At 42.0% G+C, this 23,253-nt stretch carries 21 protein-coding genes and 1 pseudogene (1 of these 22 cut by a window edge); 15 read left to right on the top strand and 7 right to left on the bottom strand.

Annotated elements, in window-relative coordinates; genetic code table 11:
• Positions 1 to 207, bottom strand: partial view of a ribonuclease PH gene (gene rph, locus AOG27_RS17175; RefSeq protein WP_054554228.1) — the 5' end (the start) only. 507 nt of this gene lie to the left of the window's left edge; only the first 207 of its 714 coding nucleotides appear in the window; its start codon is at positions 205 to 207; its stop codon lies beyond the left edge, outside the window.
• A gap of 181 nt (positions 208 to 388) precedes the next feature.
• On the opposite strand from rph, the gene AOG27_RS17170 reads away from it, so the two are divergent.
• From AOG27_RS17170 to AOG27_RS17145, 6 genes are all read left to right on the top strand, one after another.
• Positions 389 to 1,249, top strand: coding sequence for a YicC/YloC family endoribonuclease (locus AOG27_RS17170; RefSeq protein ID WP_054554227.1), 861 nt, complete (start codon positions 389 to 391; stop codon positions 1,247 to 1,249).
• A 170-nt stretch (positions 1,250 to 1,419) separates the two neighbouring features.
• A complete protein-coding gene (gene gmk / locus AOG27_RS17165) occupies positions 1,420 to 2,040 on the top strand; it encodes a guanylate kinase (protein WP_054554226.1) in 621 nt (206 codons plus the stop codon).
• A 103-nt stretch (positions 2,041 to 2,143) separates the two neighbouring features.
• Positions 2,144 to 2,419, top strand: a complete 276-nt coding sequence (gene rpoZ / locus AOG27_RS17160; protein WP_054554225.1) for a DNA-directed RNA polymerase subunit omega — start codon at positions 2,144 to 2,146, stop codon at positions 2,417 to 2,419.
• 130 nt (positions 2,420 to 2,549) lie between these two features.
• On the top strand, positions 2,550 to 4,655 hold the full coding sequence (gene spoT, locus AOG27_RS17155) for a bifunctional GTP diphosphokinase/guanosine-3',5'-bis pyrophosphate 3'-pyrophosphohydrolase (RefSeq protein ID WP_054554224.1): 2,106 nt from the start codon (positions 2,550 to 2,552) through the stop codon (positions 4,653 to 4,655).
• Positions 4,656 to 4,666: 11 nt separating this feature from the next.
• Positions 4,667 to 5,059, top strand: a complete 393-nt coding sequence (locus tag AOG27_RS17150) for a RidA family protein (RefSeq protein WP_054554223.1) — start codon at positions 4,667 to 4,669, stop codon at positions 5,057 to 5,059.
• Between the two features lie 153 nt (positions 5,060 to 5,212).
• Positions 5,213 to 6,817: a DUF342 domain-containing protein gene (locus AOG27_RS17145; RefSeq protein WP_054554222.1), complete on the top strand. Its 1,605-nt coding sequence runs from the start codon at positions 5,213 to 5,215 to the stop codon at positions 6,815 to 6,817.
• A 48-nt stretch (positions 6,818 to 6,865) separates the two neighbouring features.
• Here the strand turns inward: AOG27_RS17145 and asnA are convergent, their stop codons facing one another.
• Positions 6,866 to 7,861: an aspartate--ammonia ligase gene (asnA, locus tag AOG27_RS17140; protein ID WP_054554221.1), complete on the bottom strand. Its 996-nt coding sequence runs from the start codon at positions 7,859 to 7,861 to the stop codon at positions 6,866 to 6,868.
• Between the two features lie 196 nt (positions 7,862 to 8,057).
• On the opposite strand from asnA, the gene asnC reads away from it, so the two are divergent.
• Genes asnC through recG form a run of 3 tightly spaced genes read left to right on the top strand, consistent with a single transcriptional unit; the run spans position 8,058 to position 11,398 of the window.
• The gene (gene asnC / locus AOG27_RS17135; protein ID WP_054554220.1) at positions 8,058 to 8,516 is read left to right on the top strand and encodes a transcriptional regulator AsnC; all 459 of its coding nucleotides are present in this window, start codon (positions 8,058 to 8,060) and stop codon (positions 8,514 to 8,516) included.
• Between the two features lie 44 nt (positions 8,517 to 8,560).
• Complete coding sequence (gene trmH, locus AOG27_RS17130; RefSeq protein ID WP_054554219.1) at positions 8,561 to 9,277, top strand: tRNA (guanosine(18)-2'-O)-methyltransferase TrmH; 717 nt, start codon at positions 8,561 to 8,563, stop codon at positions 9,275 to 9,277.
• A 39-nt stretch (positions 9,278 to 9,316) separates the two neighbouring features.
• Complete coding sequence (gene recG, locus AOG27_RS17125; RefSeq protein ID WP_054554218.1) at positions 9,317 to 11,398, top strand: ATP-dependent DNA helicase RecG; 2,082 nt, start codon at positions 9,317 to 9,319, stop codon at positions 11,396 to 11,398.
• 80 nt (positions 11,399 to 11,478) lie between these two features.
• On the opposite strand, the gene AOG27_RS17120 is transcribed toward recG, so the two are convergent.
• Both AOG27_RS17120 and AOG27_RS17115 read right to left on the bottom strand, forming a co-directional pair.
• Positions 11,479 to 12,411: a porin gene (locus AOG27_RS17120; protein WP_054554217.1), complete on the bottom strand. Its 933-nt coding sequence runs from the start codon at positions 12,409 to 12,411 to the stop codon at positions 11,479 to 11,481.
• A 196-nt stretch (positions 12,412 to 12,607) separates the two neighbouring features.
• A complete protein-coding gene (locus tag AOG27_RS17115) occupies positions 12,608 to 13,462 on the bottom strand; it encodes a LysR family transcriptional regulator (RefSeq protein ID WP_054554216.1) in 855 nt (284 codons plus the stop codon).
• A gap of 90 nt (positions 13,463 to 13,552) precedes the next feature.
• On the opposite strand from AOG27_RS17115, the gene AOG27_RS17110 reads away from it, so the two are divergent.
• Both AOG27_RS17110 and AOG27_RS17105 read left to right on the top strand, forming a co-directional pair.
• Complete coding sequence (locus tag AOG27_RS17110; RefSeq protein WP_054554215.1) at positions 13,553 to 13,927, top strand: DUF413 domain-containing protein; 375 nt, start codon at positions 13,553 to 13,555, stop codon at positions 13,925 to 13,927.
• A 78-nt stretch (positions 13,928 to 14,005) separates the two neighbouring features.
• On the top strand, positions 14,006 to 15,241 hold the full coding sequence (locus AOG27_RS17105; RefSeq protein WP_054554214.1) for a response regulator: 1,236 nt from the start codon (positions 14,006 to 14,008) through the stop codon (positions 15,239 to 15,241).
• Positions 15,242 to 15,243: 2 nt separating this feature from the next.
• Here AOG27_RS17105 and rarD read toward each other — a convergent pair whose 3' ends face one another.
• Positions 15,244 to 16,167, bottom strand: coding sequence for an EamA family transporter RarD (rarD, locus tag AOG27_RS17100; protein ID WP_054554213.1), 924 nt, complete (start codon positions 16,165 to 16,167; stop codon positions 15,244 to 15,246).
• 225 nt (positions 16,168 to 16,392) lie between these two features.
• Between rarD and recQ the strand changes: the two genes are divergently transcribed.
• The 4 genes and pseudogenes from recQ (at position 16,393) to AOG27_RS17080 (ending at position 20,848) form a co-directional block, all read left to right on the top strand.
• The gene (gene recQ / locus AOG27_RS17095) at positions 16,393 to 18,216 is read left to right on the top strand and encodes a DNA helicase RecQ (protein WP_054554212.1); all 1,824 of its coding nucleotides are present in this window, start codon (positions 16,393 to 16,395) and stop codon (positions 18,214 to 18,216) included.
• 7 nt (positions 18,217 to 18,223) lie between these two features.
• Entirely contained in the window at positions 18,224 to 18,520 is a 297-nt protein-coding gene (locus AOG27_RS17090) for a DUF3630 family protein (protein ID WP_054554211.1), read from the top strand.
• Between the two features lie 67 nt (positions 18,521 to 18,587).
• Complete coding sequence (locus tag AOG27_RS17085; RefSeq protein ID WP_082389309.1) at positions 18,588 to 20,303, top strand: BamA/TamA family outer membrane protein; 1,716 nt, start codon at positions 18,588 to 18,590, stop codon at positions 20,301 to 20,303.
• 64 nt (positions 20,304 to 20,367) lie between these two features.
• Positions 20,368 to 20,848: pseudogene (locus AOG27_RS17080) on the top strand (mechanosensitive ion channel domain-containing protein).
• Positions 20,849 to 21,171: 323 nt separating this feature from the next.
• Here the strand turns inward: AOG27_RS17080 and AOG27_RS17075 are convergent.
• Both AOG27_RS17075 and rimK read right to left on the bottom strand, forming a co-directional pair.
• Positions 21,172 to 22,245: a succinylglutamate desuccinylase/aspartoacylase family protein gene (locus AOG27_RS17075; RefSeq protein WP_054554210.1), complete on the bottom strand. Its 1,074-nt coding sequence runs from the start codon at positions 22,243 to 22,245 to the stop codon at positions 21,172 to 21,174.
• Positions 22,246 to 22,291: 46 nt separating this feature from the next.
• On the bottom strand, positions 22,292 to 23,197 hold the full coding sequence (gene rimK / locus AOG27_RS17070) for a 30S ribosomal protein S6--L-glutamate ligase (RefSeq protein WP_054554209.1): 906 nt from the start codon (positions 23,195 to 23,197) through the stop codon (positions 22,292 to 22,294).
• Positions 23,198 to 23,253: the final 56 nt, after the last annotated feature.

Below are 23,253 nucleotides of genomic sequence, written 5' to 3'. Positions count from 1 at the left end.
TGAACGAGGTAACATACCGTATTCAGCCGTAACCCAACCTTTACCTTGGCCTTTCATAAAGCGTGGTACACCAGCTTCAACAGTTGCTGTACACAAAACTTTAGTATTTCCAAACTCTACTAATACTGAACCTTCAGCATGCATAGTGTAATTACGTGTGAATGTAACCGGTCTAATTTGGTTAGGTGTTCTTTCGCTTGGACGCATTAACGATCCCCTTAATTCTGAATTTGCCACATTATAAGTCGATGTGGTGCTAGATGCCATGTTCATTTACATAATTAACTGCATCAGAAAAGCACATTTCAGAAAATTTACGCTAGAGGTTAAAAGCTGATTCGGTATAATCAGTCAACTTTGTAAATTTAATAACACTAGGAAATCATCCATGATCCACAGCATGACAGCTTATGCGCGCCGCGAAATTAAAGGCGAATGGGGCACTGGCACTTGGGAAATTCGTTCAGTAAACCAACGTTACCTTGAAACTTTTATCCGCGCACCTGAGCAATTTCGTGGCATGGAACCGGTTATTCGTGAGCGTTTACGTAAACATTTACAACGCGGTAAAGTTGAAGTTTTCTTAAAGTTTGCTGCAAATCCAGCGCATGTTGGTGAGTTAACGATTAACGAATCACTCGCTGAGCAATTAATTAAAAGCGCTCAATGGGTGCAAAACCAAAGTAAAGGCGACATCAACCCTGTTGATATTTTACGTTGGCCTGGCGTTATGGAAGCCGAAGAGCTCGATATGGATAGCGTACACACTGCGCTAATTGCAGGCTTCGATGAAGTGATTGAAGATTTTAAACAAGCTCGCGGCGATGAAGGCGCAAACTTACAAGAAATGATAGCAACTCGCCTTGATGCTATTTTAGAGCAAGTAACTATTGTTGAAGGCCACTTACCAGAAATCGCTAAATGGCAGCGCGAAAAACTAAACCAAAAGCTAGAAGAACTAAAAACAGACATCGATGAGTCTCGCCTTGAGCAAGAGCTTATTTACCTTGCGCAAAAGCAAGATGTTGCTGAAGAACTTGACCGCTTAAAGTCGCATGTTAAAGAAACCAAAAAAATCTTAACTAAAGGCGGCGCATGTGGCCGACGCCTAGACTTTATGATGCAAGAGTTTAACCGTGAAGCAAACACATTAGCATCAAAGTCTATCAACAGTGATATCACAAACGCTGCGGTAGAACTAAAAGTGTTAATCGAGCAAATGCGCGAACAAATTCAGAATATTGAATAAGCACGCTTTACAGTTTTTTATAAGACCCAGCACCTGCTGGGTCTTTTGTTTTTGAAAAGTCTAAAAGCAGGCAAACTTGAGCACTTTTAGCGAAATAAAGTACAATAGTTCAATTAAAGGCTTGGATTAGCGATAGTCCGAGCCTGTTTATTTTTTATTAGAGACAGATCATGGCGCAAACTCGCGGAAATTTATTTATCTTGTCAGCTCCATCAGGGGCTGGTAAATCAAGCTTAATTAGTGCTTTATTAGAGAAACACAGCGATATGAAAGTATCGGTTTCGCATACCACTCGCTCACCTCGTCCGGGTGAAGAAAACGGTGTGCACTATCATTTTGTTTCTGTTGATGAGTTCAAAGCGCTAATTGAGAAAAATGACTTTTTTGAATGGGCGCAAGTGTTTGATAACTACTATGGTACGTCTAAGCAAGCAATCGAAAGCCAACTTGAAGCAGGTATTGACGTATTTTTAGATATCGATTGGCAAGGTGCTCAGCAAATCCGCAAATTAGTTGATGATGTTGAGACTATCTTTATTCTTCCACCATCAAAAGAAGAACTTGAATCACGCTTAAATAACCGTGGTCAAGACTCTGCTGAGGTAATCGCAGGAAGAATGGCAAAAGCACAATCAGAAACATCACACTATAATGAGTATGATTATGTTGTTGTTAACGATGACTTTGATACTGCACTTACAGAAATCGAAACGATCGTTATGGCTAAACGTTTATCGTTAAAAAGCCAAACTGTGCGCCATCAGGCGTTATTAGAGAACTTACTTAAGTAATACTTTTTTAAGAATAAGATAAAAATTAACCACAAGCTATTGGCGAATTTAACTTGGTACAGTAAACTACGCCTTTGCTTAAGAATTTATTTGGAGTGCTAAGATGGCTCGCGTAACTGTTGAAGATGCAGTAGATGCAATTGGTAATCGTTTTGACTTAATTTTAGTTGCGGCTCGTCGTGCCCGCCAAATCGCGGTTGGTGGTAAAGATCCACTCGTTGATGCTGAAAATGACAAACCAACGGTTATTGCTTTACGTGAAATTGAGAAAGGGTTAGTAGATAGCTCTTCTATGGACTTAATTGATCGTGAAGAACAACAACATCAAGAAGCAGCAGAAATGGCTGCTGTGGCTGCTATCGTAGGTGGCAACCAGTAATCAAGCTCCCCGCTTTGATTTAGCTATACGGCTAGTATTTCTACACTAGCCGTTGGCAAGCCCTTCTTTTCATCGTATATTCTATTCATACCGTTACCGATTTACTTCATTTGCGCATTGGAGTGTGACTTTGTATCTATTCGAAGGCCTCAAAAAGAAAATATCCGAATACTTACCACCCGCTGAGATTGAGCTGGTACAAAAAGCATACGTGGTCGCTCGCGAAGCCCACGAAGGCCAAACACGCTCAAGTGGCGAGCCTTATATCACCCACCCTGTCGAAGTGACACAAATACTTGCCGGCATGCACTTAGACCACGAAACGCTGATGGCTGCCCTGATGCATGACGTGATTGAAGACACTGACTTTAGCCAACAAGACTTAGCTGAAATTTTTGGCGACACCGTTGCCGAGCTTGTTGAAGGGGTGAGTAAGCTAGATAAACTCAGCTTTAAAGATAAAAAAGAATTCCAAGCCGAAAACTACCGCAAAATGATCATGGCGATGACGCAAGATATTCGCGCGATCTTAATTAAATTGGCTGACCGTACTCACAACATGCGTACTTTAGGCGCACTGCGCCCTGACAAACGCCGTCGCATTGCCCGTGAAACCCTAGAGATTTACGCACCAATTGCGAACCGCCTTGGTATTCACGATATTAAAAATGAATTAGAAGATTTAGGCTTTCAAGCGTTATACCCGATGCGCCATCGCGCATTAAGATCAGAAGTAGTCAAAGCACGTGGTAACCGTAAAGAAGTTATCAGTAATATTAAAACTGAAATTGAAGCGCGTTTAGAAGAGTCTGGCATCGAAGCAACTATATCTGGCCGCGAAAAACACCTGTATAGCATTTACAAAAAAATGCTTAATAAAGAGCTGTCGTTTAACGAAGTGATGGATATCTACGCGTTTCGTATCAATGTTGATAATATGGATACCTGTTATCGCGTATTAGGTGTTGCGCATAACCTTTACAAGCCAATCGAAACTCGCTTTAAAGATTATATTGCTGTACCAAAAACTAACGGCTATCAGTCGCTTCATACCTCATTAGTTGGCCCTCATGGTATTCCTGTTGAGATTCAAATTCGTACCCACGATATGGATCATATGGCAGATAAAGGGGTCGCTGCTCACTGGATGTATAAAAAAGCCGGTGATAATGCAGGCAACACAGCACAACAACGTGCTCGCCAATGGATGCAAAGCTTACTGGAACTTCAGCAAAGCGCTGGTTCGTCTTTTGAGTTTGTTGAAAACGTTAAAACAGAGCTATTCCCTGAAGAGATCTATGTTTTCACGCCAGATGGCCGTATCGTTGAGCTACCCATGGGTGCGACAGCAGTCGACTTTGCTTATGCAGTTCATACTGATGTAGGTAATACCTGTGTGGGGGCACGCGTTAACCGTAAACCTCACCCACTCAGCAAAGCGCTTGATACAGGGCAAACGGTCGAAATCATCACCAGCTCTGGAGCACACCCTAATGCAACTTGGTTAAACTTCGTTGTAACAGGTAAAGCACGTTTAGGTATTCGCAATTACCTGAAGAGCCAACAGCATGAAGAAGCCATGCTGCTCGGTCGACGTTTACTAGACTCAGCACTTGGTGAAACCAAACTGGATGATATTCCAGATGAAAACATTCGCCGTGTACTTCAAGAGCATGAACTAAATACCGTCCTTGAGCTACTAGTAGAAATAGGCTCAGGTAATCTCATGAGTGTGCTAATTGCAAAACGCTTGATGCAAGTTGATGCAGACGACCTAGACGACCTAGCACAAAAAGCAAAAGCGACCATTATCGGTACTGAAGGCATGTTAGTTAATTACTCTAAATGCTGCCGCCCAGTCCCGGGTGATGCAATTACAGCTTATATAAGCCAAGGTAAAGGCCTTACGGTTCACCGCCAAGAATGTAAAAATATTCGTGGTTGGGAAAAAGAGCGCTCAAAATACCTCGTTGTAAAATGGGACGATAACCCAGAGAAAGAATATATTGCTGCCCTTCGTATTGAGATTATTAATCACCAAGGTGCGCTGGCTAAATTAACCAATGTTGTTGCCTCAACCCAAGCCAATATTGTTGAAATAGCGACTGACGAAAAAGAAAGTAATTTATACATGATAGATTTAGGCATCACGGTTAAAAACCGCGTTCATGTTGCTAACATTATGCGCCGCATTCGCGTTATGCCTGATGTGCAAAGAGTCTATCGTAAAAAGTAACAAGGATAATCATGAACAAATCTTTTATTTCTACTGATAATGCGCCTGCAGCTATCGGTACTTACAGCCAAGCAGTTAAAGTAGGCACGGCTGTTTATTTATCAGGTCAAATTCCACTTGTACCAGAAACAATGGAAGTGATCTCTGAAGACTTCACTGAGCAAACTCACCAAGTATTCAAAAACCTAACAGCTGTTTGCCAAGCTGCCGGCGGCCAAATTCAAGACATGGTGAAAGTAAATATCTTTCTAACTGACTTATCTAACTTTGCGATTGTCAACGAAGTAATGAGCCAGTACTTTAAGCAACCATACCCTGCACGCGCCGCAATTGGCGTACGTGCGTTACCAAAAGGTGTGCAAGTTGAGATTGACGGTATCATGGAGCTACCTTCAACAAACTAATCAGCCCTGCCAGCAACACAAAGTTGCTGGCACTTTTTTAGAAAAAGTTATTACTTCCCTCACCCGAAATTCTTGACTCATTAGCAAATCTCTAGCACTCTGTTGTTATAACAAATAAAACCTTTAGCTAATGTAGTCAAAAAGGATCTCCACGTGTTTAAGCTCGCTCACAACGGCAACGTTTTATTAGATGTTCATGAAAACTCGCCTCCTAGTGCTGCGTTTATTATCGAAGCATTAGAAAAGTCACCATTTTGCGAATGCAGAGTGGATCATGAAGCTATCAATAAATTCTTCAAAAGTGACTCTAACGAGCGCATGCTTGTTGTTGCCTCAAAACATGATGCGAGCCTAGTTGTAACCCTAAGCGATGATAAAATGCTTGCTACAGGCGAACTTACTCTTGCTGAAGGCGGCAAAGTTATGACGCTTGATGAAGCTAAAAAGGAGCTTATCAGAGCGGGCGTTGCTCGCGGGTACAAACAAGCTTTCTTGGAACAGCTATTACAACAACAGTTTGAGTTACCAGCAGGAGAAGTCGCTAAAGGCGTGCTAGCAAAAGGTCGCTTACCTATCGATGGCCAACCATCAAAACTAGTTTCTCAAGTTGAAACGCTCAAAGATCGCTTAAAAAAACCCAAATTGCGTGAAGATGGTACTGTCGATATGCGTGATTTTGGCAAGCTCGCCAGTGTCGAACCCGGCGTATTACTTATCAAGCAAATCCCTGCGACTCCAGGTAAAGAAGGCTTTACTGTTACCGGTGATGTATTACCAGCCAAGCCTGGTGAAAGTAACACTCTAGTTGCTGGTGAAGGTACCGAAATATCTAAAAATAATCCGCTTGAACTTATTTCAGCCATTGCAGGTGTTCCAGTAGATATCGCGAATGGCATGCGTGTTGATGATATTTTTACCATTGCCGATGTCAACGTAAAAACCGGCCATGTAGATTTTGAAGGTAGCGTCATTGTAACTCATAATGTTGAGCCGGGAATGCGTATTAATGCTAAAGGCGATATAACAGTTATGGGCACTGTAGAGTCTGGTCATTTATCTGCAGCTGGTGATATCACCATAAAACAAGGCGTAATTGGCCACCAACTCGAAGATAAAAAGTTATCATGTAATATCATCAGCCAAGGCGACATTCACTTATCACATGGTCAATACAGCTACCTTGAAGCAAACAATATCCTCATCGACCGTCAAGCCAGCCATTGTGTAATGAAAGCCACTAAATTGTTGCAAGTCGGCCAAGAAGATAACCCCCAAGGAAAACTATTTGGCGGTGAAATTTTAGATGCTCAAATAGTTATTGCTGGCGAAATTGGCAATGAATCAGGCGCGAAGATGGTGATTAACTTAGCGGCTTCAGGTGCTGATGTAACAGCACAAACAGACCAATGCTTCAAAGATTTAGCACAAACAGATTCGCAACTTGATACCTTACAAGCGGCTATCGAAAAAGCGGATTTAGTAAAAGATGCAGAAAAGAAAAAAACTCTTCTGGCCAAAATAGGGGCCACACAAATGCACTATTGCGAGCAAGCTGAAATGCTTGAGAAAAAACTCTCAAGTTTAGAGCATCATTTGCATGATTTACTTGAAGATGCGCAATTAGTCGTTAACAAAACATTGCACTCAGGGGTAGAAATACATATTTTTGAAAAAGTGCTACGTACAAACCGTAAGTACCCCCCTTGCAAGGTTAAGCTTGAAGAGAACAAGGTTGAGGTGGAGTTTAAAACCAGTTAATAAAAAAGAGGCTTTAAGCCTCTTTTTACCAGGGTCATTAATCTTAACTTAGAGAATTCCTTCCACTTGCTGTTTTAGCTGTTCAGGCCAAACACCAACTTGTACTTGCCCGATATGCTGTTTTTGTAACAGCAACATAGCGAGTCGTGATTGACCAATCCCACCACCAATTGTTTGCGGGAACTGCTTCGCAAGTAGCTGTTTATGCCAATCAAACTCTAAACGAGCTTGGTCGCCTGTAATCGCTAATTGTGTAGCTAATGCATCAGGACTTACACGAATGCCCATTGAAGAGATTTCAAAGGCATCTTCTAGCACCGGGTTCCAAACTAAAATATCACCGTTTAAGCCTGCAAATTTACTGCAGGTTTGGGTTGACCAATCGTCATAATCCGGTGCTCGTACGTCATGAATTTTGCCATCGGCAAGTGTGCCGCCTATACCAATTAAAAATACCGCACCGTATTCTTGTGCTACCGCTTTTTCACGTTGTTTTGCAGTAAAGTCAGGATACATCTGACGTAACTGTTCACTGTGTACAAAGGTGATTTGCTCTGGCAAAAATGGCGTTAAACCAAACTCGCTTGATACAAAGCGTTCGGTTGCTTTAATAGCCTGATAAAGTGATGTTACGGTTTCTTTTAGCTTGTCTAAGGTGCGCTCAGTACTCTCGCAAATTACTTTTTCCCAATCCCATTGGTCAACATACACCGAGTGAATTGGGCTTAAAGATTCTTCATCTGGGCGAAGCGCCTTCATATGCGTATAGAGCCCCTCACCTACCGAAAAATCGTAATCAGCCAAGGTTTTGCGTTTCCATTTAGCTAAAGAGTGCACTACTTCAAATTGGCTACCCGGAATTGTTTTCACTGCTACCGATACAGCATTTTCAGTACCGCTTAAGTTATCTTGAATACCATCGCCTACTTTTGCCAAGATCGGCGCTTGTACCTCAACTAATCCTAATTGTTGTTCTAATTGGCTTGAAAAAAACTGTTTTACTTTACTAATTTGCTGCTGTTGCTGCAGGTAGTGTGAACTCATAATAATTGGCCTCATTCCCAGTTATTGTTACTTGCTTGATTAGAGAAGCCCGCTGCTTGGCCCCTCTGTTAAAACAATCCTCAACTAAACAAAGATAATTTTCAATAACCCGCAATAAAAAGAACTTAACATTGAAATTTTCATAAAAATAATGTTATAAATTTTACTGATTCAATAATTAACACTAATAAATACCATGGAAAATTATCAAATCGATAATCTCGATAAAAACATCCTTAATGCTTTAATGGAAAATGCGCGAACAGCGTATGCAGAACTTGCTAAACGCTTTGCAGTAAGTGCCGGAACTATTCATGTTCGAGTCGAAAAGATGAAACAAGCGGGAATTATTACAGGCACCCAAGTCAGTATTGATGCCAAACAGCTTGGTTACGATGTTTGCTGTTTTATTGGTATTAACCTCAACAATGCCCGTGATTACCCACAAACGTTACTGCATTTAAAAGAGCTAGAAGAAGTCGTAGAAGCCTATTACACCACGGGTAATTACAGTATATTTATCAAAGTGATGGCACGCTCAATTGATCATCTACAAGATGTGTTAATTAACAAAATACAAGCCATCGAAGCTATTCAATCAACAGAAACGCTGATCTCATTACAAAACCCAATTAGCCGTGCTGTTGTTCCCTAGGGTATAATCAGCGCCAATTAGAATCCGTCAACGAGCACACAACTATGGATACAACTCGCTTTGAGCGTGTTAAGCGCGTGTTAGATCGCCGCCAAACGGACCTAACGGTTTGTTTAGAAGAAGTACATAAGCATCATAATTTATCGGCCATTGCCCGCACAGCTGACGCGACAGGCTGCCATCATGTTCATGCTGTATGGCCAGAGAATCAAAAATGGTTAACTAACAATACTTCAGGTGGTAGTAAAAACTGGCTCGAAACTCACTTGCATCGCAATATCGATGAAGCCGTAGCCATGATGCGTGCGCAAAATCCTGATGTACAAATTTTAGCAACTCACCTCAGCGACGACGCAGTCGACTTTCGTGAAATTGATTACACCAAACCGACAGCTGTTATTGTTGGTCAAGAACGAGATGGTATTTCGCCGCGTGCCCTCGCTCATGCTGATAAAAACATCATCATCCCAATGCAAGGAATGGTGCAATCTCTTAATGTATCTGTTGCAGCGGCACTTATTTTATTTGAAGCACAGCGCCAACGTGAAGAAGCAGGTCTTTATAACCGCGATATGCTTGATGCGAAAGTTAAGCATCGTATTTTGTTTGAAGGCTGTCACCCTATCATTGCTGAACAATGCCGCGAAAAAGAGCTGCCGTACCCTGAGCTGGATGAAAATGGTGAAATTGTTGCTGATGAAACGTTCTGGAACATTTTAAAACACACGCAACCGCTTGAAGCCACTAACGAGTGCAAGTAAACTGAAAAACAGTCTACTAATTAATAATTTGAGTCACCTTTGAGTCATCCAAGCTTAGCGTTATACCCAATTACAGAATTAAAAGGCGTCGGCCCAAAAATGGCCGAGCGCCTTGCTAAGCTAAATATTCATACGGTACAAGACATGCTGTTTCATTTGCCTCACCGCTATGAAGACCGCACCCGTATTCATCCCATCTGCGAGCTGCAACCGCATAGCCATGTTAGTGTTGAAGCCACTATTGAAACCAGCCAAATTACCTTTGGAAAAAGGCGCATGCTGGTTTGCCAAGTAAATGATGGCACGGGCCGTTTAACGCTGAGGTTTTTTAACTTCAGCGCGGCTCAAAAAAATGCCTTAAGTACAGGTAAAATCATTCGTTGCTTTGGTGAGATCCGCCGTGGCAGAGTTGGCTTTGAAATGACACATCCGGAATACAGCTTATCGGATACCCCTTCTGAGCAACCAACGAACACCACGCTTACGCCGGTTTATCCTGTTACCGAAGGGCTAAAACAGTTATCGATTCGTGCACTAAGCGATCAAGCACTTGCACTATTAACTAAATACCCTGTCGAAGAGTTACTGCCAGAACAGTTTCAGCCAACCGGAATGCGTTTAGCCGATGCTCTAATGACCTTACATCGCCCACAAAACGATGTTGATTTAACTGCTCTTGAACAGGGTATGCATCCTGCTCAGCAACGGCTAGTGTTTGAAGAGTTGCTTGCGCAAAACTTAAGCCTTTTAAAGCTGCGCCAAAAAGGGCAAACGGTAAAAGCGGTTGCTTTAAAGCCTCATAACCAACTTGAGCAACAGTTTTTAGCTAATTTAGCCTTTAGCCCAACCAACGCACAAAGTCGTGTAGTGGCAGAAATCAAAGGTGACTTACAACACCCGTTTCCGATGATGCGCCTAGTACAAGGCGATGTCGGCTCTGGTAAAACCTTAGTCGCAGCGCTCAGTGCGCTCAGTGCTATCAGCGAAGGCTATCAAGTAGCGCTAATGGCACCAACAGAGATTTTATCAGAGCAACATGGCATCAACTTTAGCCAATGGTTTAATCAACTCGGTGTTGAAGTTGCCTGGTTAGGTGGCAAAAGTAAAGGTAAAGAGCGTGCAGCGACTTTGGAAAAAATCGCCTCTGGGGAAGCACAAATGATTGTTGGCACCCATGCATTATTCCAAGAACAGGTTGAGTTTAATAATCTCGTTTTAATTATTATTGATGAGCAACACCGCTTTGGTGTTCATCAGCGTTTATCACTGCGTGAAAAAGGTCGCTTTGGTGATTGCTACCCACACCAATTAGTGATGACTGCAACCCCTATCCCGCGAACCTTAGCAATGACAGCCTACGCTGACTTAGAAACCTCAGTGATTGATGAGTTACCCCCCGGTAGAACGCCTATTACAACGGTGGCGATTCCTGATGCACGCCGAGACGAAATCATTCAACGTGTTAGAACAGCATGCTCAGAGCAAGGTCGTCAAGTGTATTGGGTTTGCACCCTGATTGATGAATCTGAAGTGCTGCAATGCCAAGCCGCCGAGGATAGCGCCGAGCAATTAAAAGCAGCACTGCCAGAGCTAAACGTTGGCTTGGTACATGGCCGGATGAAAGCCGCCGAAAAGCAAGCCATTATGAGTGAGTTTAAGGCAGGTAATATTCATGTACTGGTTGCCACAACCGTGATTGAAGTGGGTGTTGATGTGCCTAATGCGAGCCTTATTATTATTGAAAACCCTGAACGGTTAGGGCTTGCACAACTTCACCAGCTACGCGGCCGTGTTGGTCGTGGGGCAACGGCATCACACTGTGTTTTACTTTATCATGCGCCATTATCAGCTACAGCGCAAAAACGCTTAGGTGTGCTGCGTGAAAGTAATGATGGCTTTGTGATTGCTGAGCGAGATCTAGAAATCCGTGGCCCAGGTGAAGTACTTGGTACCAAACAAACAGGCTTAGCTGAATTCAAAATCGCCGACCTAAACCGCGATAAACAAACACTTAATCATGTCAGACCCATCGCTTTCAAAATATTGAATGACTACCCAGAACTTACCGATAAATTGATTCAACGCTGGCTTGCAGGCAAATCAAACTACGCACAAGCTTAAAGCTAACTTCAGTATAATTTTGTTGTTCAACAAAAAAAGCCCAGCTAATTAGCTGGGCTCACAAGTAAGGGAGTGTTCACTTAGAATTTGTATTCAATACCAACACCTAGGTAATCTTGGTCAACTTGATTGTCTGTATCAAACGTTGAGTAGAAACCAAATACTTTGGTGTTTTTGTTTAGCTTATGATCAACACCTGCAGAAATAGCTGTTTTCTTATCGCCTTCATCAAAGTCAATTACTTGGTACTGTACTTTGAATGTGTTGCTATTCATTTGGTAAGCAGCATTTACTAAGTAGCCATCAGCTTCTGCGCTACCATCCACTTTTTCTTGTGTTTGGTACATAGCACCTAGTTTGAAGTCACCTAGTTTACCTTGTACTGTTGCACGAACAATGTCGTAACCTTTTACTTCGCTGTCAGCTGCAACTGATGCATAAAGTTTGCTTTCTTTAAGTTTTGCATCGCCGTAAGTTAACGCTACTGAGTACCCGTTATCAGCATCTACATCATCTTCAGCTACATAAGTTGCTAATACTTTGAAGCCACTGAAGTCTTTAGAAGCATAAGAAATAGTGTCGCCTAAACGGTTTTCACCTTTAAATGCGTTTTTGATATCACCTTCAAGGTCATTGAATAAATCAACTTTACCTTGAGACTGCTTCATTGCTGTATCGTTACGACCGATAACAACTTGACCAAAGCTACCTTTCACACCCACGTATTGATTACGCGCAGTGATGTTATCGTCGTTGTCGCCTTTTGAATCAGCGTCAGATACGTCTACACCAAACTCAAATTTATAAACCGCTTCTAAGCCTTCAGAAATTTTTTCTGAACCTTTTAAGCCAAAACGTGAGTTATTGCTTTTAATTTCAGTGAAAGACCCTTCGCCATCATCTGATGATTGAACAGTCACGTTTGCTTTACCATATACATCTACATCAGCTAGTGCAGAAAAAGATAAACCACCAAATAAAGCTAGGAATAAGCTAGACTTTGCAAATTTCATGTCGTTTCCTCAATAATCGCAACAAAAAACACATGTTGTGTTTCAATGCGCGCAGTGTGACAGTAAAAAATGACAGAAAGATGACAGTTGAAATAAAAGCGTCAATTTAGCTTCATAAAATGTAATTAATTTTGAAATAAAAACGTAACTCACTGTTGTAAAATTAAATTTTTATGAAAGCTAAATTAAATTAATTTTAAGCTTTTATTTGGAGCTCAGTTAATAAAGTGACTAACTTCTCTAACAGAGGGGTTTGCTCGTTGTCTCTGTGGTAAGCAACAAACACATCACGCGATGTATGCGCAACATCTTCAACATGATAAAGCTCACCAGATTTAAGCTGCTCTTCAACTAATAACTGAGGAATAAAGGCACTGCCGCCGCACTTCAAAATTAAATCAAGCGCAATACGGCCCGTACTGGTTCTAAAATATGGAGGGGCGTGGCCGTTAAACTCACGAGCATGCCATAAAGAAAAGGTGGTACCCCAATCAACATAGACATATTGGTTATCGAAAAAGTTTTCACTATTTGCTGTTTCAAAAGCACTCACAGGAATAATAGGTAACTCACAAATTCGCTGTACAACCAGTTCATCTACTTTAGGGGGATCGAACAACACAGCTAAATCTAGAGTACGTTCCAGTAATAAGCGAGTACTCTCTTGTTGTGCTTTGACTTCAGCAACTAACGACACACCCGGCATAGCAGAAACAATATTAGTAATACCAAACTGTAAAAATGCATCCCAAATATTAGGTGTTCCTGCTAAGCTAATTTGCTTATGCATATTATCTGCAAGTGCCACATCAACTTTTGCGCGCTGCATACCCGTAATGATCATTTGTGCATGTGGCAGTAATCGCTCACCAGGCGCCGTTAACTGTATGTTGTTACGTTGGCGAATAAATAAGTTAACGCCTAAACCTTGCTCTAATTGTCGGATCCGAAAACTCACCGCAGACTGTGTAATATATAAATTTTCAGCTGCCTTACCGAAATGGCGCGTACGGACCACTTCAACAAAAGTCTTCAATAAATCGATATCCATTTTTTACCCTTACGATAAAAATAATTTGTTTAATAAAATCGACAACTTGATCCATACTCCAGCAAGAAATTAGGGCATGAGGATAAAGCCATGAGCAATGACATTTCATCACTTCGTCAGGCATTTGCAAGCCAACGTCAATTTTATGATGATCAAAATTTCCCACGCGGTTTTGGTCGTAGTGGTCACTTCACTTTGCTAGAAGCCGACATTCTCGAGCAGCATGGTGTTGTTCTAAAGGGTTTATACAACAAAACCCTAGAACCACAAAATGAATTTCAAACTCAATTTGTACAAGTTGTTACTGGTAATCTTGAAGCGACCAATGCAATTGAACGTGCTTGGGTCAAATACCTAAAGCAAACCACTTGCAAAACGAAATTTCATACATTGTTTGGACGTTCCCGTATTGCAAACCCAACAACACAAAGCGTTGAATATTATTCTGAGTCAGACAGCTTATAACGATTTGCTTTTTTAGGCTTTTAAGGTTAAAACTTGTAGTAACTATTGCTTCGCCAAAAAGTTATAACAAGGCAAACCGTGACTAGAAGAATATTAATAATTGAAGATACGCCAACGATTGCGCGAGTGCAAAAGCATATCGCGCAAAAAGTTGGTTATGAAGCCGATATTGCAGGCTCGTTGGCTGAAGCAAAAAAGTTAGTTGAAGAGCACTCTTATTTCTGCTCGGTAGTAGACTTTATTCTACCTGATGCACCAAAAGGCGAAGCAATTCCTTTTACTATCGCCTCTGATATTCCCACAATTGTCATGACGGGAAACCTAGATGAGACAACGCGTAATATTGTCGAAAAGCACCCAATAATTGACTACATTACTAAAGAAAATAAACAAGCTTATCAGTATCTAGAAAAACAACTCGCTCGCTTGCCTCGAAATGAACAAGTGCAAGTTCTTGTCGTTGATGATTCAGCGGCAACTCGCCACCACATTTGTAACTTATTAACTCGTCACAAATACCAAACCATTGAAGCTGTTGATGGTGTCGACGCTTTAAAAGTACTGGCTGAAAACCCAAAAATATCGGTGATCATTACCGATAACGAAATGCCAAACATGAATGGGGATGAGCTTTGTGTTGAAATTCGTCGTTTATATTCCAATGATGAAAAAGCCATAATCGGCATTTCTGCACTCGATACTCTGCACTTATCAACGCGCTTTTTAAAATCTGGTGCAGACGATTACCTTCGCAAGCCATTTAATAATGAAGAATTCTATTGCCGGCTAAGTCAAAACGTCGACATGCTTGAAAACATTAAAACGATTCGTTTACAGGCAAATACTGATTACCTCACTAAGCTGCCTAATCGCCGCTATTTCTTTGGTGAAGCAAACAGCCACCTCAAAGCTGCAAAACTGGCAGAAAACTCTGTCTCTTTAGCTATGATCGATATTGACCACTTTAAATCAATAAACGATAACTATGGTCATGATGCCGGTGATGAAGTGCTTAAAGGCCTATCGCAATGTATGGCAAAGTATTTTAAAAATAATTTAGTTGGCCGCTTTGGTGGTGAAGAGTTTGCAGTATATTTTGCTGATCAAGACCGACATGAATCGTTACAGCGTTTAGAAAAATTCCGCTTATTTGTTGAAAAGCACAGCCCTGAATTTAGCAAAGACCGTATCAAGTTTACGCTGTCGATTGGTTTTCATAATGGGCCTATTTATAGTTTAGATGAACTAATAAAACAGGCCGATCTAAAGCTTTATCAAGCAAAAGAGTCTGGGCGCAACAAGCTAATAAGCTAAGCCTATACAGGCTTAGTCACTGCCTCTAATTTCGCTTTGCGTTGCTTACGACTTTGGCGGTACGAATCCCAACTGAATAACGCCAAAGCGCTCCAAATACAGGCAAAGGTCACCACACGCTCAGCATCAAATACCTCACCATAAAAAGCCACGGCAAGCATAAACATTAAACTTGGACCAATGTACTGAAAAAAGCCTAATGTGCTGTACTGAAGGCGTTTTGCTGCACCGGTAAAACACAACAGTGGTAAAGTTGTCACCACTCCTGCACTTATCAGTAACACGTTAATATGCCAATCATTTGCAGTTAAATCAGAGCTTGGCGAAGGCGCCATAAACCACCAGTAAATAAGTGCAACAGGTAATAAAATAAGTGCTTCGAGCAATAACCCTGGTAATGATTCAATCGGCAGCTTTTTGCGTAAAAGACCATAAATAGCAAACGAGCCAGCTAGCGAAAAAGCAACCACAGGAAATGATCCAAAGCTCACTAATTGAAGCAGCACACCACAAAGCGCGAGGCCTACAGCAACGCCTTGCCATTTACGCAGCCGCTCACCTAAAAACAACATACCAAGCAACACATTTAGTAGTGGGTTGATGTAATAACCTAAACTAGCATCGAGCATGTGATTATTGTTCACCGCCCAAATAAATAACCCCCAATTAAAGCCAAGTAAACTTGCTGTTATTACCAACATCAAAAGTAATTTAGGTTGCCCAAGCACAATTCGAATACGCTGCCATTGATGACGAGCTGCAATAATAAGAAGTAAAAATAACACCGACCAAATAACACGGTGCATTAAGATCTCAAAAGCAGAAACCTGCTGAAGAAATTTAAAATAAATGGGTGCAAGACCCCACATAAAAAAGGCTAAACAAGCGAAAATGACACCTTTTCGCTGCTCAATGTTGGTAGGCATAAGTTTGGCTTTATAGTTTAAAAGCGCTATTTTACGCCCCCTAAACAGTGACGCAACCAAAACACGCTAAATAAGCCCATGTATTTACTTCTTAAAAGGGACTGCCATTGTTGCAAAGTAACGCCGTGATATTAAGCTCCTGTGAAACGCTGAATTCTGCATTTTGAGGTAGTTTGGGTATATTGCTAAAGACATCGCTATAAAAAACCACTAAAATGCTCGGCGATGAATACCAATACCGCAATGTCCAACACACCCGTTCGATCACCACAAGCCGTACTCAAACAAGTGTTTGGTTACAAGGACTTTCGTGATGGCCAAGAAGCGATTATAGCCGCAGCGCTAGACGGCCAAGACTCGCTTGTACTTCTACCAACGGGTGGAGGCAAATCATTATGCTATCAAGTACCCGCTTTGATCCTCGATGGTGTAACTGTGGTTATCTCACCGCTTATTTCCTTAATGCAAGACCAAGTTGCCCAACTAAGAGCACTTGGCGTGCAAGCGGCATACATCAATAACAGCCTGCCTTTTGAAGAGCAACAAGCTGTTTACCAGCAATTGCACTATGGGCAAATTAAGCTGTTATATGTTGCACCAGAAAAAGTACTGCAACACGAATTTTTAGAGCGCTTGAGCCATCTAAAACTCGCACTTTTTGCAATTGATGAAGCTCACTGTGTGTCGCATTGGGGTCATGACTTTAGGCCGCATTACTGTCGGCTCAACGAGTTAAAGCAACGCTTTATGCATGTGCCCATGATGGCGCTTACAGCAACGGCAGATAAAGCAACTCGTTACGATATTATTGAACAGCTTCAGCTTAACCACCCTTACGTGCACACTGGTAGCTTCGATAGACCTAATATTCGTTACACCATAGAAGAAAAATTCAAACCTATGGTACAGCTGCTTCGTTATTTAAAAGAACAGCAAAATCAAAGTGGTATTATTTATTGCACCAGCCGTAAACGGGTTGATGATGTAGCCGAAAAACTTGCAGACGCAGGATTTAATGCCGCCGCCTACCATGCGGGAATGAGTAACGAGCAACGCCAATTTGTGCAATCGGGCTTTGCCCGTGACGATATTCAAATTGTGGTTGCGACCGTTGCCTTTGGCATGGGGATTAATAAACCAAACGTACGTTTTGTGGTGCATTACGATATTCCAAAAAGCATTGAGGCTTACTACCAAGAGACCGGTCGTGCAGGTCGTGATGGTCTGGCTGCAGAAGCGATAATGTATTTTGATCCGGCCGATATTGGTCGCGTACGCCGCTTTTTTGAAGATATTGAAGACGAGCAACGGCGTCGTGTTGAAGAGCAACGCTTTAATGCTATGGCCAGCTTTGCCGAAGCACAAACATGCCGCAGACAAATTTTGCTAAATTACTTTAGTGAATATAAGCGCGAAACCTGTGGTAACTGTGATATTTGCTTAAACCCACCGACTAGCTTTGATGGCACACTTGTCGCACAACAAGCTCTCTCGTGTGTGTATCGTGCAGAACAACGTTTTGGTATTGGCTATATTGTTGAGTTACTGCGCGGCGCAAACACTAGCCGTATTCGTGATAACAATCACCACCAGCTAAGCACCTATGGCATAGGAAAAGAGCATAGTGTGGAGTTCTGGCTAAGTATTTTAAGGCAGCTTATCCATCAAGGGTTATTAAGCCAAGATATTACCCAAGGCTCTTCATTACGCTTAACCGAAGCCGCCCGTGCGGTGCTTAAAAGTGAGTATGCACTGCAACTTGCTGAACCTCGCCTACAAGCTAAGCACGTTTACCAAGATAAACTTGCTCAGTTTAATTACGATAAAAAGCTGTTTGCAAAATTACGTGCCTTACGTAAAGAGTTGGCAGATGCTGATGATGTACCACCTTATGTGGTATTCAATGATAAAACCCTCGCTGAAATGGCGCAGTTAATGCCAACCAACGACAGTGAGTTTTTAAAAGTGTCGGGTGTTGGTTTCACTAAGCTCAATAAGTACGGCGCACCGTTTTTAAATACCATTCGCGACTATCTTGCCGCTAATTAGGACTGCTATGACTGAACTAAGCTATGATACTGAGCATGAAATCATTCTCATAACGTCAAGTGAGCTTCCACACGACGAAGACTTTGAGCTTTGGGCAACCCTTTTCTTGCATGTTCCAGCCATAACAACCGCCGACTTTGATGCCGGTGCTGATCGTCACCAATTACGCTTTCACTTTACAGATCATAGTTTTAATCTAAACTTTGAACATTACAGTGAAAGTATTTGGATCAATGCTGAAGGCATAGAAGCCAGTGCAGTTTTACCGCAACTTTATCAATATTTAGTCATGCAATTACAATAATAAGCTAGACTTTTTTCCACGCTTAGTATGTAGTAGTTGCACAGGACATACTCAACTAAGGGTGTAAATGGGATTTAAGCAGTCGCACTTTGTTGCTAGGCTAATAACACTATTACCAATCTGCATAGCAGCCAATGTTCATGCAGAGCAGCTATTAACTGACGATAATAATTATTGTCAAAACCAGCGCACGCTTAAATCGCAAGATAATAACTTACGCCGCCAACTCGATGCAGACAATCCACTCCCCGACGCTGCTAATAACCGTAAAATAGTCGCCATTGAACTTGAACAGCTAAACGTCTTTAACACTGAGCTAGAAGAAGAAAATAACTTTTTATTCCGGTTTGCCAATCGCGCTCACATGACGACTGAGCCAGAGGTAATACACAGCGTTTTATTGTTCGAAGAAGGTGATGTTTACAATCCACGTAAATTACTAGAGTCAGAGCGGTTACTGCGTAAACAAGGCTATTTATATGATGCACGTATCAACGCAAAGCTCGATTGTGATGGCAACGTCCATGTAAAAGTAATTACGCGCGATCTGTGGACTTTATTACCAGAAATAAGCTTTAGCCGTAGCGGCGGTGAGAATGAGTCGAGTATCGGCTTTCGCGAGTCAAACTTTTTAGGCTGGGGTAAACGAGTGTCATTTAGCCGCACCCGTGATGCTGATCGCACAGGTTACCTATTTGTGTATGACGATCCACATATATTCTCTAGCCGTTATCAAGGCCGTTTAGAATACTCAGACAACGATGACGGTAAACGTCATTATCTCGATGTAAGCTATCCGTTTTTCTCGATTGATACGCCCTACAGCTACGGTGTTACAAGTTACTCTGACCAGCGCAGAGAATCTCTTTACTATCGCGGCGATGTAGTTAGCGAATTTGAGCAAAAGACCATTTTAAACCGTGCTTACTTTGGTCACTCATCACAACTTGGCAATAGCTGGACTCAGCGTATCAAACTCGGGGTAGAAAATCGTAAAGATACTTTCAAGGCCATATCATTAACGAATTTACCTATCGCTGAAGATAGAACGCTGAGTTACCCTTACGTTAGTGGTCAATGGTTTGAAGATCACTACGTTAAGGTAAGAAATTTCGATAGCATCTACCGTACTGAAGATTTAAACCTTGGTTGGAATATCCGCGCTTTACTCGGTTATTCGAGTAAAGACTTTAGCGACGATGCCAGCCGTACTATTTATTCGTTATCTTTATCAAAGGCGCATTACTCTGGAGACAACCAATTGTGGCGCTTTAAAGCAGACCTTGATGGCTACTGGAATGAAGAAACCGATGACGTAGAAAACCTGTTTGCCAGCACGCAGTTACAGTATTACCTCAATACCACACTAAGACAAAGCTGGTATGCCAAAGCCCGCCTACAATATGCAGAAAATCTCACAGCTGATAAGCAACTCACGATTGGTGGGGAGAATGGCCTGCGTGGATACCCGCTTGACTACCAAGTTGGCGACCGCAGCTTTTTAGTGACTTTAGAGAAGCGCTACTACTGGGAATATGACTTACTGCAATTGTTTAAAGTGGGTGGTGCCGCGTTTTATGATATTGGTAGAGCTTGGTATAACAACAAAGATAATGGCGATAACGGTAACGTGCTGCAAAATGTGGGAGTGGGCCTTCGCTTAGCGCCAAGCCGTGCCAATGCCGGTACGGTAATTCACCTAGATATTGCCGCACCAATTAACAAGCAAGATGATGATATCGACTCTGTGCAGTGGCTAGTAACGGTTAAAAATACCTTTTAAAGTAGTGTTATTGTTTAGCTAAAAAGCTAAAATCGAAACGTAAAATATTAATTTAGGAACCCTTTTGGACTTCGTCGAATTCTTTAACGAGCAATATCATTTAATCGTGACTGTCATCGCAGTTTTGCTTTACCCGCTGCTTCGTAAAACCACCAAAAAACTGCTGTTAAAAGTGTTTAGTATTGGTTTTTTGGGGTATAGAGCTACGCGGCTTACTAGTACTTGGCTCATCCATTTTTGCCATGCTAGGTGTCGCGCTTTTTGCAGCCTGGTCGTTACTAAGTAACCTAACAGCCTTCTTGTTGATGTTTATTCAAAACGACTGCCGCGTTGGCTTTTGGGTGAGAGTAATTGACGGTGCAAACTTCTTAGAAGGCCGCATTATCGAAATGGGACTAATGAACGTGGTACTTGAACACGTTGATGGTCACAAAGTGATTTACCCAAACAACATCTTTGTTACCCGCCCTGTGATGGTCCTAAAAAACCCACCTACGGCAACCAAAGCGCCAACCATAAAACGTATTTTAGGTCCAAAAAAGTAACGACTTTAAGTTAACGAGATGCTTGCTAAAGAGGTGTTTTTTTTCTGCTTCCATAGGCGATTAATATAAAACTAAATAAAATGACTAGAGGGTGAAATAACACAATGTGAACAACACTTTGCTCAGTAAAAAAGCCGTGCGTAAGTGAAATAGCAAGCGTGCATAAGCCTGTATAAAATAGAAAAATTTTCATCTTTGATCCTTTAGTCATTCTTACGACAAGTAAGTAAAAAAACTATAAAACTTGTACTTGCTCTAAGGTCAAGTATTAGATGGGGACAGGCGGATACAAAAAAGCCAAACAGGTAGTTTGGCTTTTTGAATTACAGAATAGGGTATTGGTTATTTAATTCTGCGGTTTTTAACTCGTCTTCAATATCACTTATTTCATCAATAAAGTTTTCGAGCTGTTGTTCAACTAGGCTGTTTGCGTGAGCAAAGTAAGCAAGATGGAATACGGCATCCCCCTCGTTTACCAGCGGCATTGTTTGCTGACCAATGACAATACCGCTGCGTGGCGCTAGTAACTCAAGCTCAGCATCACCAAGAGGGCTACTAATATAAGCTAGAACCTGCCCTTTCATTACTCGCTCACCGAGTGATACTTGTGCACGAACAATACCGTCAACTTCAGCGCGTACCCAACTCGTCGAGCTTGCAATAATCGGCTCTGGTAGCTTTTTAGCACGCTTGCCACGCACCATTTTTAAATGGCGCATGACATAGTCAACACCTTGCACACCAGCTGCAATGGCTATTGGGTCAAAGCGTAGCGCTTCGCCGGCTTCATAGGTAATAACGGGTATTCCTAAATTGGCCGCTTCACTGCGCAATGAGCCATTACGAAGTGACGCGTCAATCACCGCTGGAGTACCAAACGCTTTTGCCATAGCCGCCGTTGCAGGGTCGCTCAAATTGGCACGAATTTGTGGCAAGTTAGTTCGGTGAATTGCACCTGTGTGCAAATCAATAATATGCGTACAATGCATTGCCACCTGAGTAAAAAACGCATTCGCCATTCGCCCTGCTAACGAGCCTCGTGTTGAGCCCGGAAAACTGCGGTTCATGTCACGGCGGTCTGGTAAATAGCGTGACTTGTGAATAAAGCCAAACACATTCACAATCGGTACCGCAATAATAGTACCGCGCAATTGCTCTGGATCGATTTTAGCAAGCAACTGCCTAACAACCTCAACACCATTGAGCTCATCACCGTGAATTGCAGCACATACCATTAATACAGGCCCTTGCTGCACACCATTGACGACTTCAATTGGAATATTTAACGGCGAGTGGGTGTAAAGCTTGGCAGCTTCAATCGCAAATGTTTTACGTTCGCCAACACCAACCGTATCGCCTAAAATTGAAAACGGTGTATTTTTCTTAACCTTAGCCACGCACTTTTCCTTTTAATAGAGCGCTTATTTTCCTATGGGTAAAGGCTTAACCTTTACCACGCGTTGCAGTTCTTTTTGATGCCGCTGTTTTTTCAATAAACTCAACAATCATGCCTGCAATGTCTTTGCCGGTTGCAACTTCAATACCTTCAAGACCAGGTGATGAGTTAACCTCCATCACCAATGGACCACGTGCAGAGCGAAGTAAATCAACACCCGCTACGTTTAAACCCATCGCTTTAGCAGCTGCAACCGCTGTTCTTCTCTCTTCTGGAGTAATACGAACCAATGTCGCACTACCACCTCGGTGTAAATTAGAGCGAAATTCACCTTCTTGCGCTTGACGCTTCATCGCAGCAATTACTTTATCGCCTAATACAAAACAGCGAATGTCCGCACCGCCCGCTTCTTTGATGTACTCTTGCACCATAATATTGGCTTTTAAGCCCATAAACGCTTCAATTACACTTTCTGCAGCTTTACGTGTTTCAGCTAATACCACACCAATACCTTGGGTACCTTCAAGTAGCTTAATAACCACTGGTGTGCCACCCACCATGCTTAATAAATCTTTTACATCATCAGGTTTACTTGCAAAGCCTGTTACTGGCATACCCACACCTTTACGTGAAAGTAGCTGTAATGAACGTAACTTATCGCGCGAGCGAGTGATCGCCACTGATTCATTGACAGGGAATACCCCCATCATTTCAAACTGACGTAATACCGCACAGCCATAAAAGGTCACTGATGAACCAATACGCGGTACGATAGCGTCAAAATCTTTTAAATTTTCACCGCGGTAATGGATTTCAGGCTGCTCTGAATTGATGTTCATATAACAACGAAGTGCATCAATTACTTTCACTTCGTGACCACGTTGCTCTGCTGCTTCAATTAAGCGACGTGTTGAATATAAATTTTGGTTGCGAGATAAAATACCAAGTTTCATAGTTAAAAACCTTAACTGATAAACTCATACACGTAACAACGTGTGATAAGTCCTTT

Source organism: Pseudoalteromonas lipolytica, assembly GCF_001306915.1.
GTDB lineage: Bacteria > Pseudomonadota > Gammaproteobacteria > Enterobacterales > Alteromonadaceae > Pseudoalteromonas > Pseudoalteromonas simplex.
The sequence above is the reverse complement of the archived record's forward strand: the minus strand, read 5'-3'. Positions and strand labels throughout refer to the sequence as shown.

Coding starts and splice junctions, on each gene's coding strand:
- gmk (WP_054554226.1), top strand. CDS start 1,420: ATGGCGCAAACTCGCGGAAATTTATTTATCTTGTCAGCTCCATCAGGG.
- trmH (WP_054554219.1), top strand. CDS start 8,561: ATGGATACAACTCGCTTTGAGCGTGTTAAGCGCGTGTTAGATCGCCGC.
- AOG27_RS17090 (WP_054554211.1), top strand. CDS start 18,224: ATGACTGAACTAAGCTATGATACTGAGCATGAAATCATTCTCATAACG.
- AOG27_RS17120 (WP_054554217.1), bottom strand. CDS start 12,411: ATGAAATTTGCAAAGTCTAGCTTATTCCTAGCTTTATTTGGTGGTTTA.
- asnC (WP_054554220.1), top strand. CDS start 8,058: ATGGAAAATTATCAAATCGATAATCTCGATAAAAACATCCTTAATGCT.
- AOG27_RS17115 (WP_054554216.1), bottom strand. CDS start 13,462: ATGGATATCGATTTATTGAAGACTTTTGTTGAAGTGGTCCGTACGCGC.
- rpoZ (WP_054554225.1), top strand. CDS start 2,144: ATGGCTCGCGTAACTGTTGAAGATGCAGTAGATGCAATTGGTAATCGT.
- AOG27_RS17170 (WP_054554227.1), top strand. CDS start 389: ATGATCCACAGCATGACAGCTTATGCGCGCCGCGAAATTAAAGGCGAA.
- recQ (WP_054554212.1), top strand. CDS start 16,393: ATGAATACCAATACCGCAATGTCCAACACACCCGTTCGATCACCACAA.
- asnA (WP_054554221.1), bottom strand. CDS start 7,861: ATGAGTTCACACTACCTGCAGCAACAGCAGCAAATTAGTAAAGTAAAA.
- AOG27_RS17085 (WP_082389309.1), top strand. CDS start 18,588: ATGGGATTTAAGCAGTCGCACTTTGTTGCTAGGCTAATAACACTATTA.
- AOG27_RS17150 (WP_054554223.1), top strand. CDS start 4,667: ATGAACAAATCTTTTATTTCTACTGATAATGCGCCTGCAGCTATCGGT.
- AOG27_RS17110 (WP_054554215.1), top strand. CDS start 13,553: ATGAGCAATGACATTTCATCACTTCGTCAGGCATTTGCAAGCCAACGT.
- rarD (WP_054554213.1), bottom strand. CDS start 16,167: ATGCCTACCAACATTGAGCAGCGAAAAGGTGTCATTTTCGCTTGTTTA.
- rimK (WP_054554209.1), bottom strand. CDS start 23,197: ATGAAACTTGGTATTTTATCTCGCAACCAAAATTTATATTCAACACGT.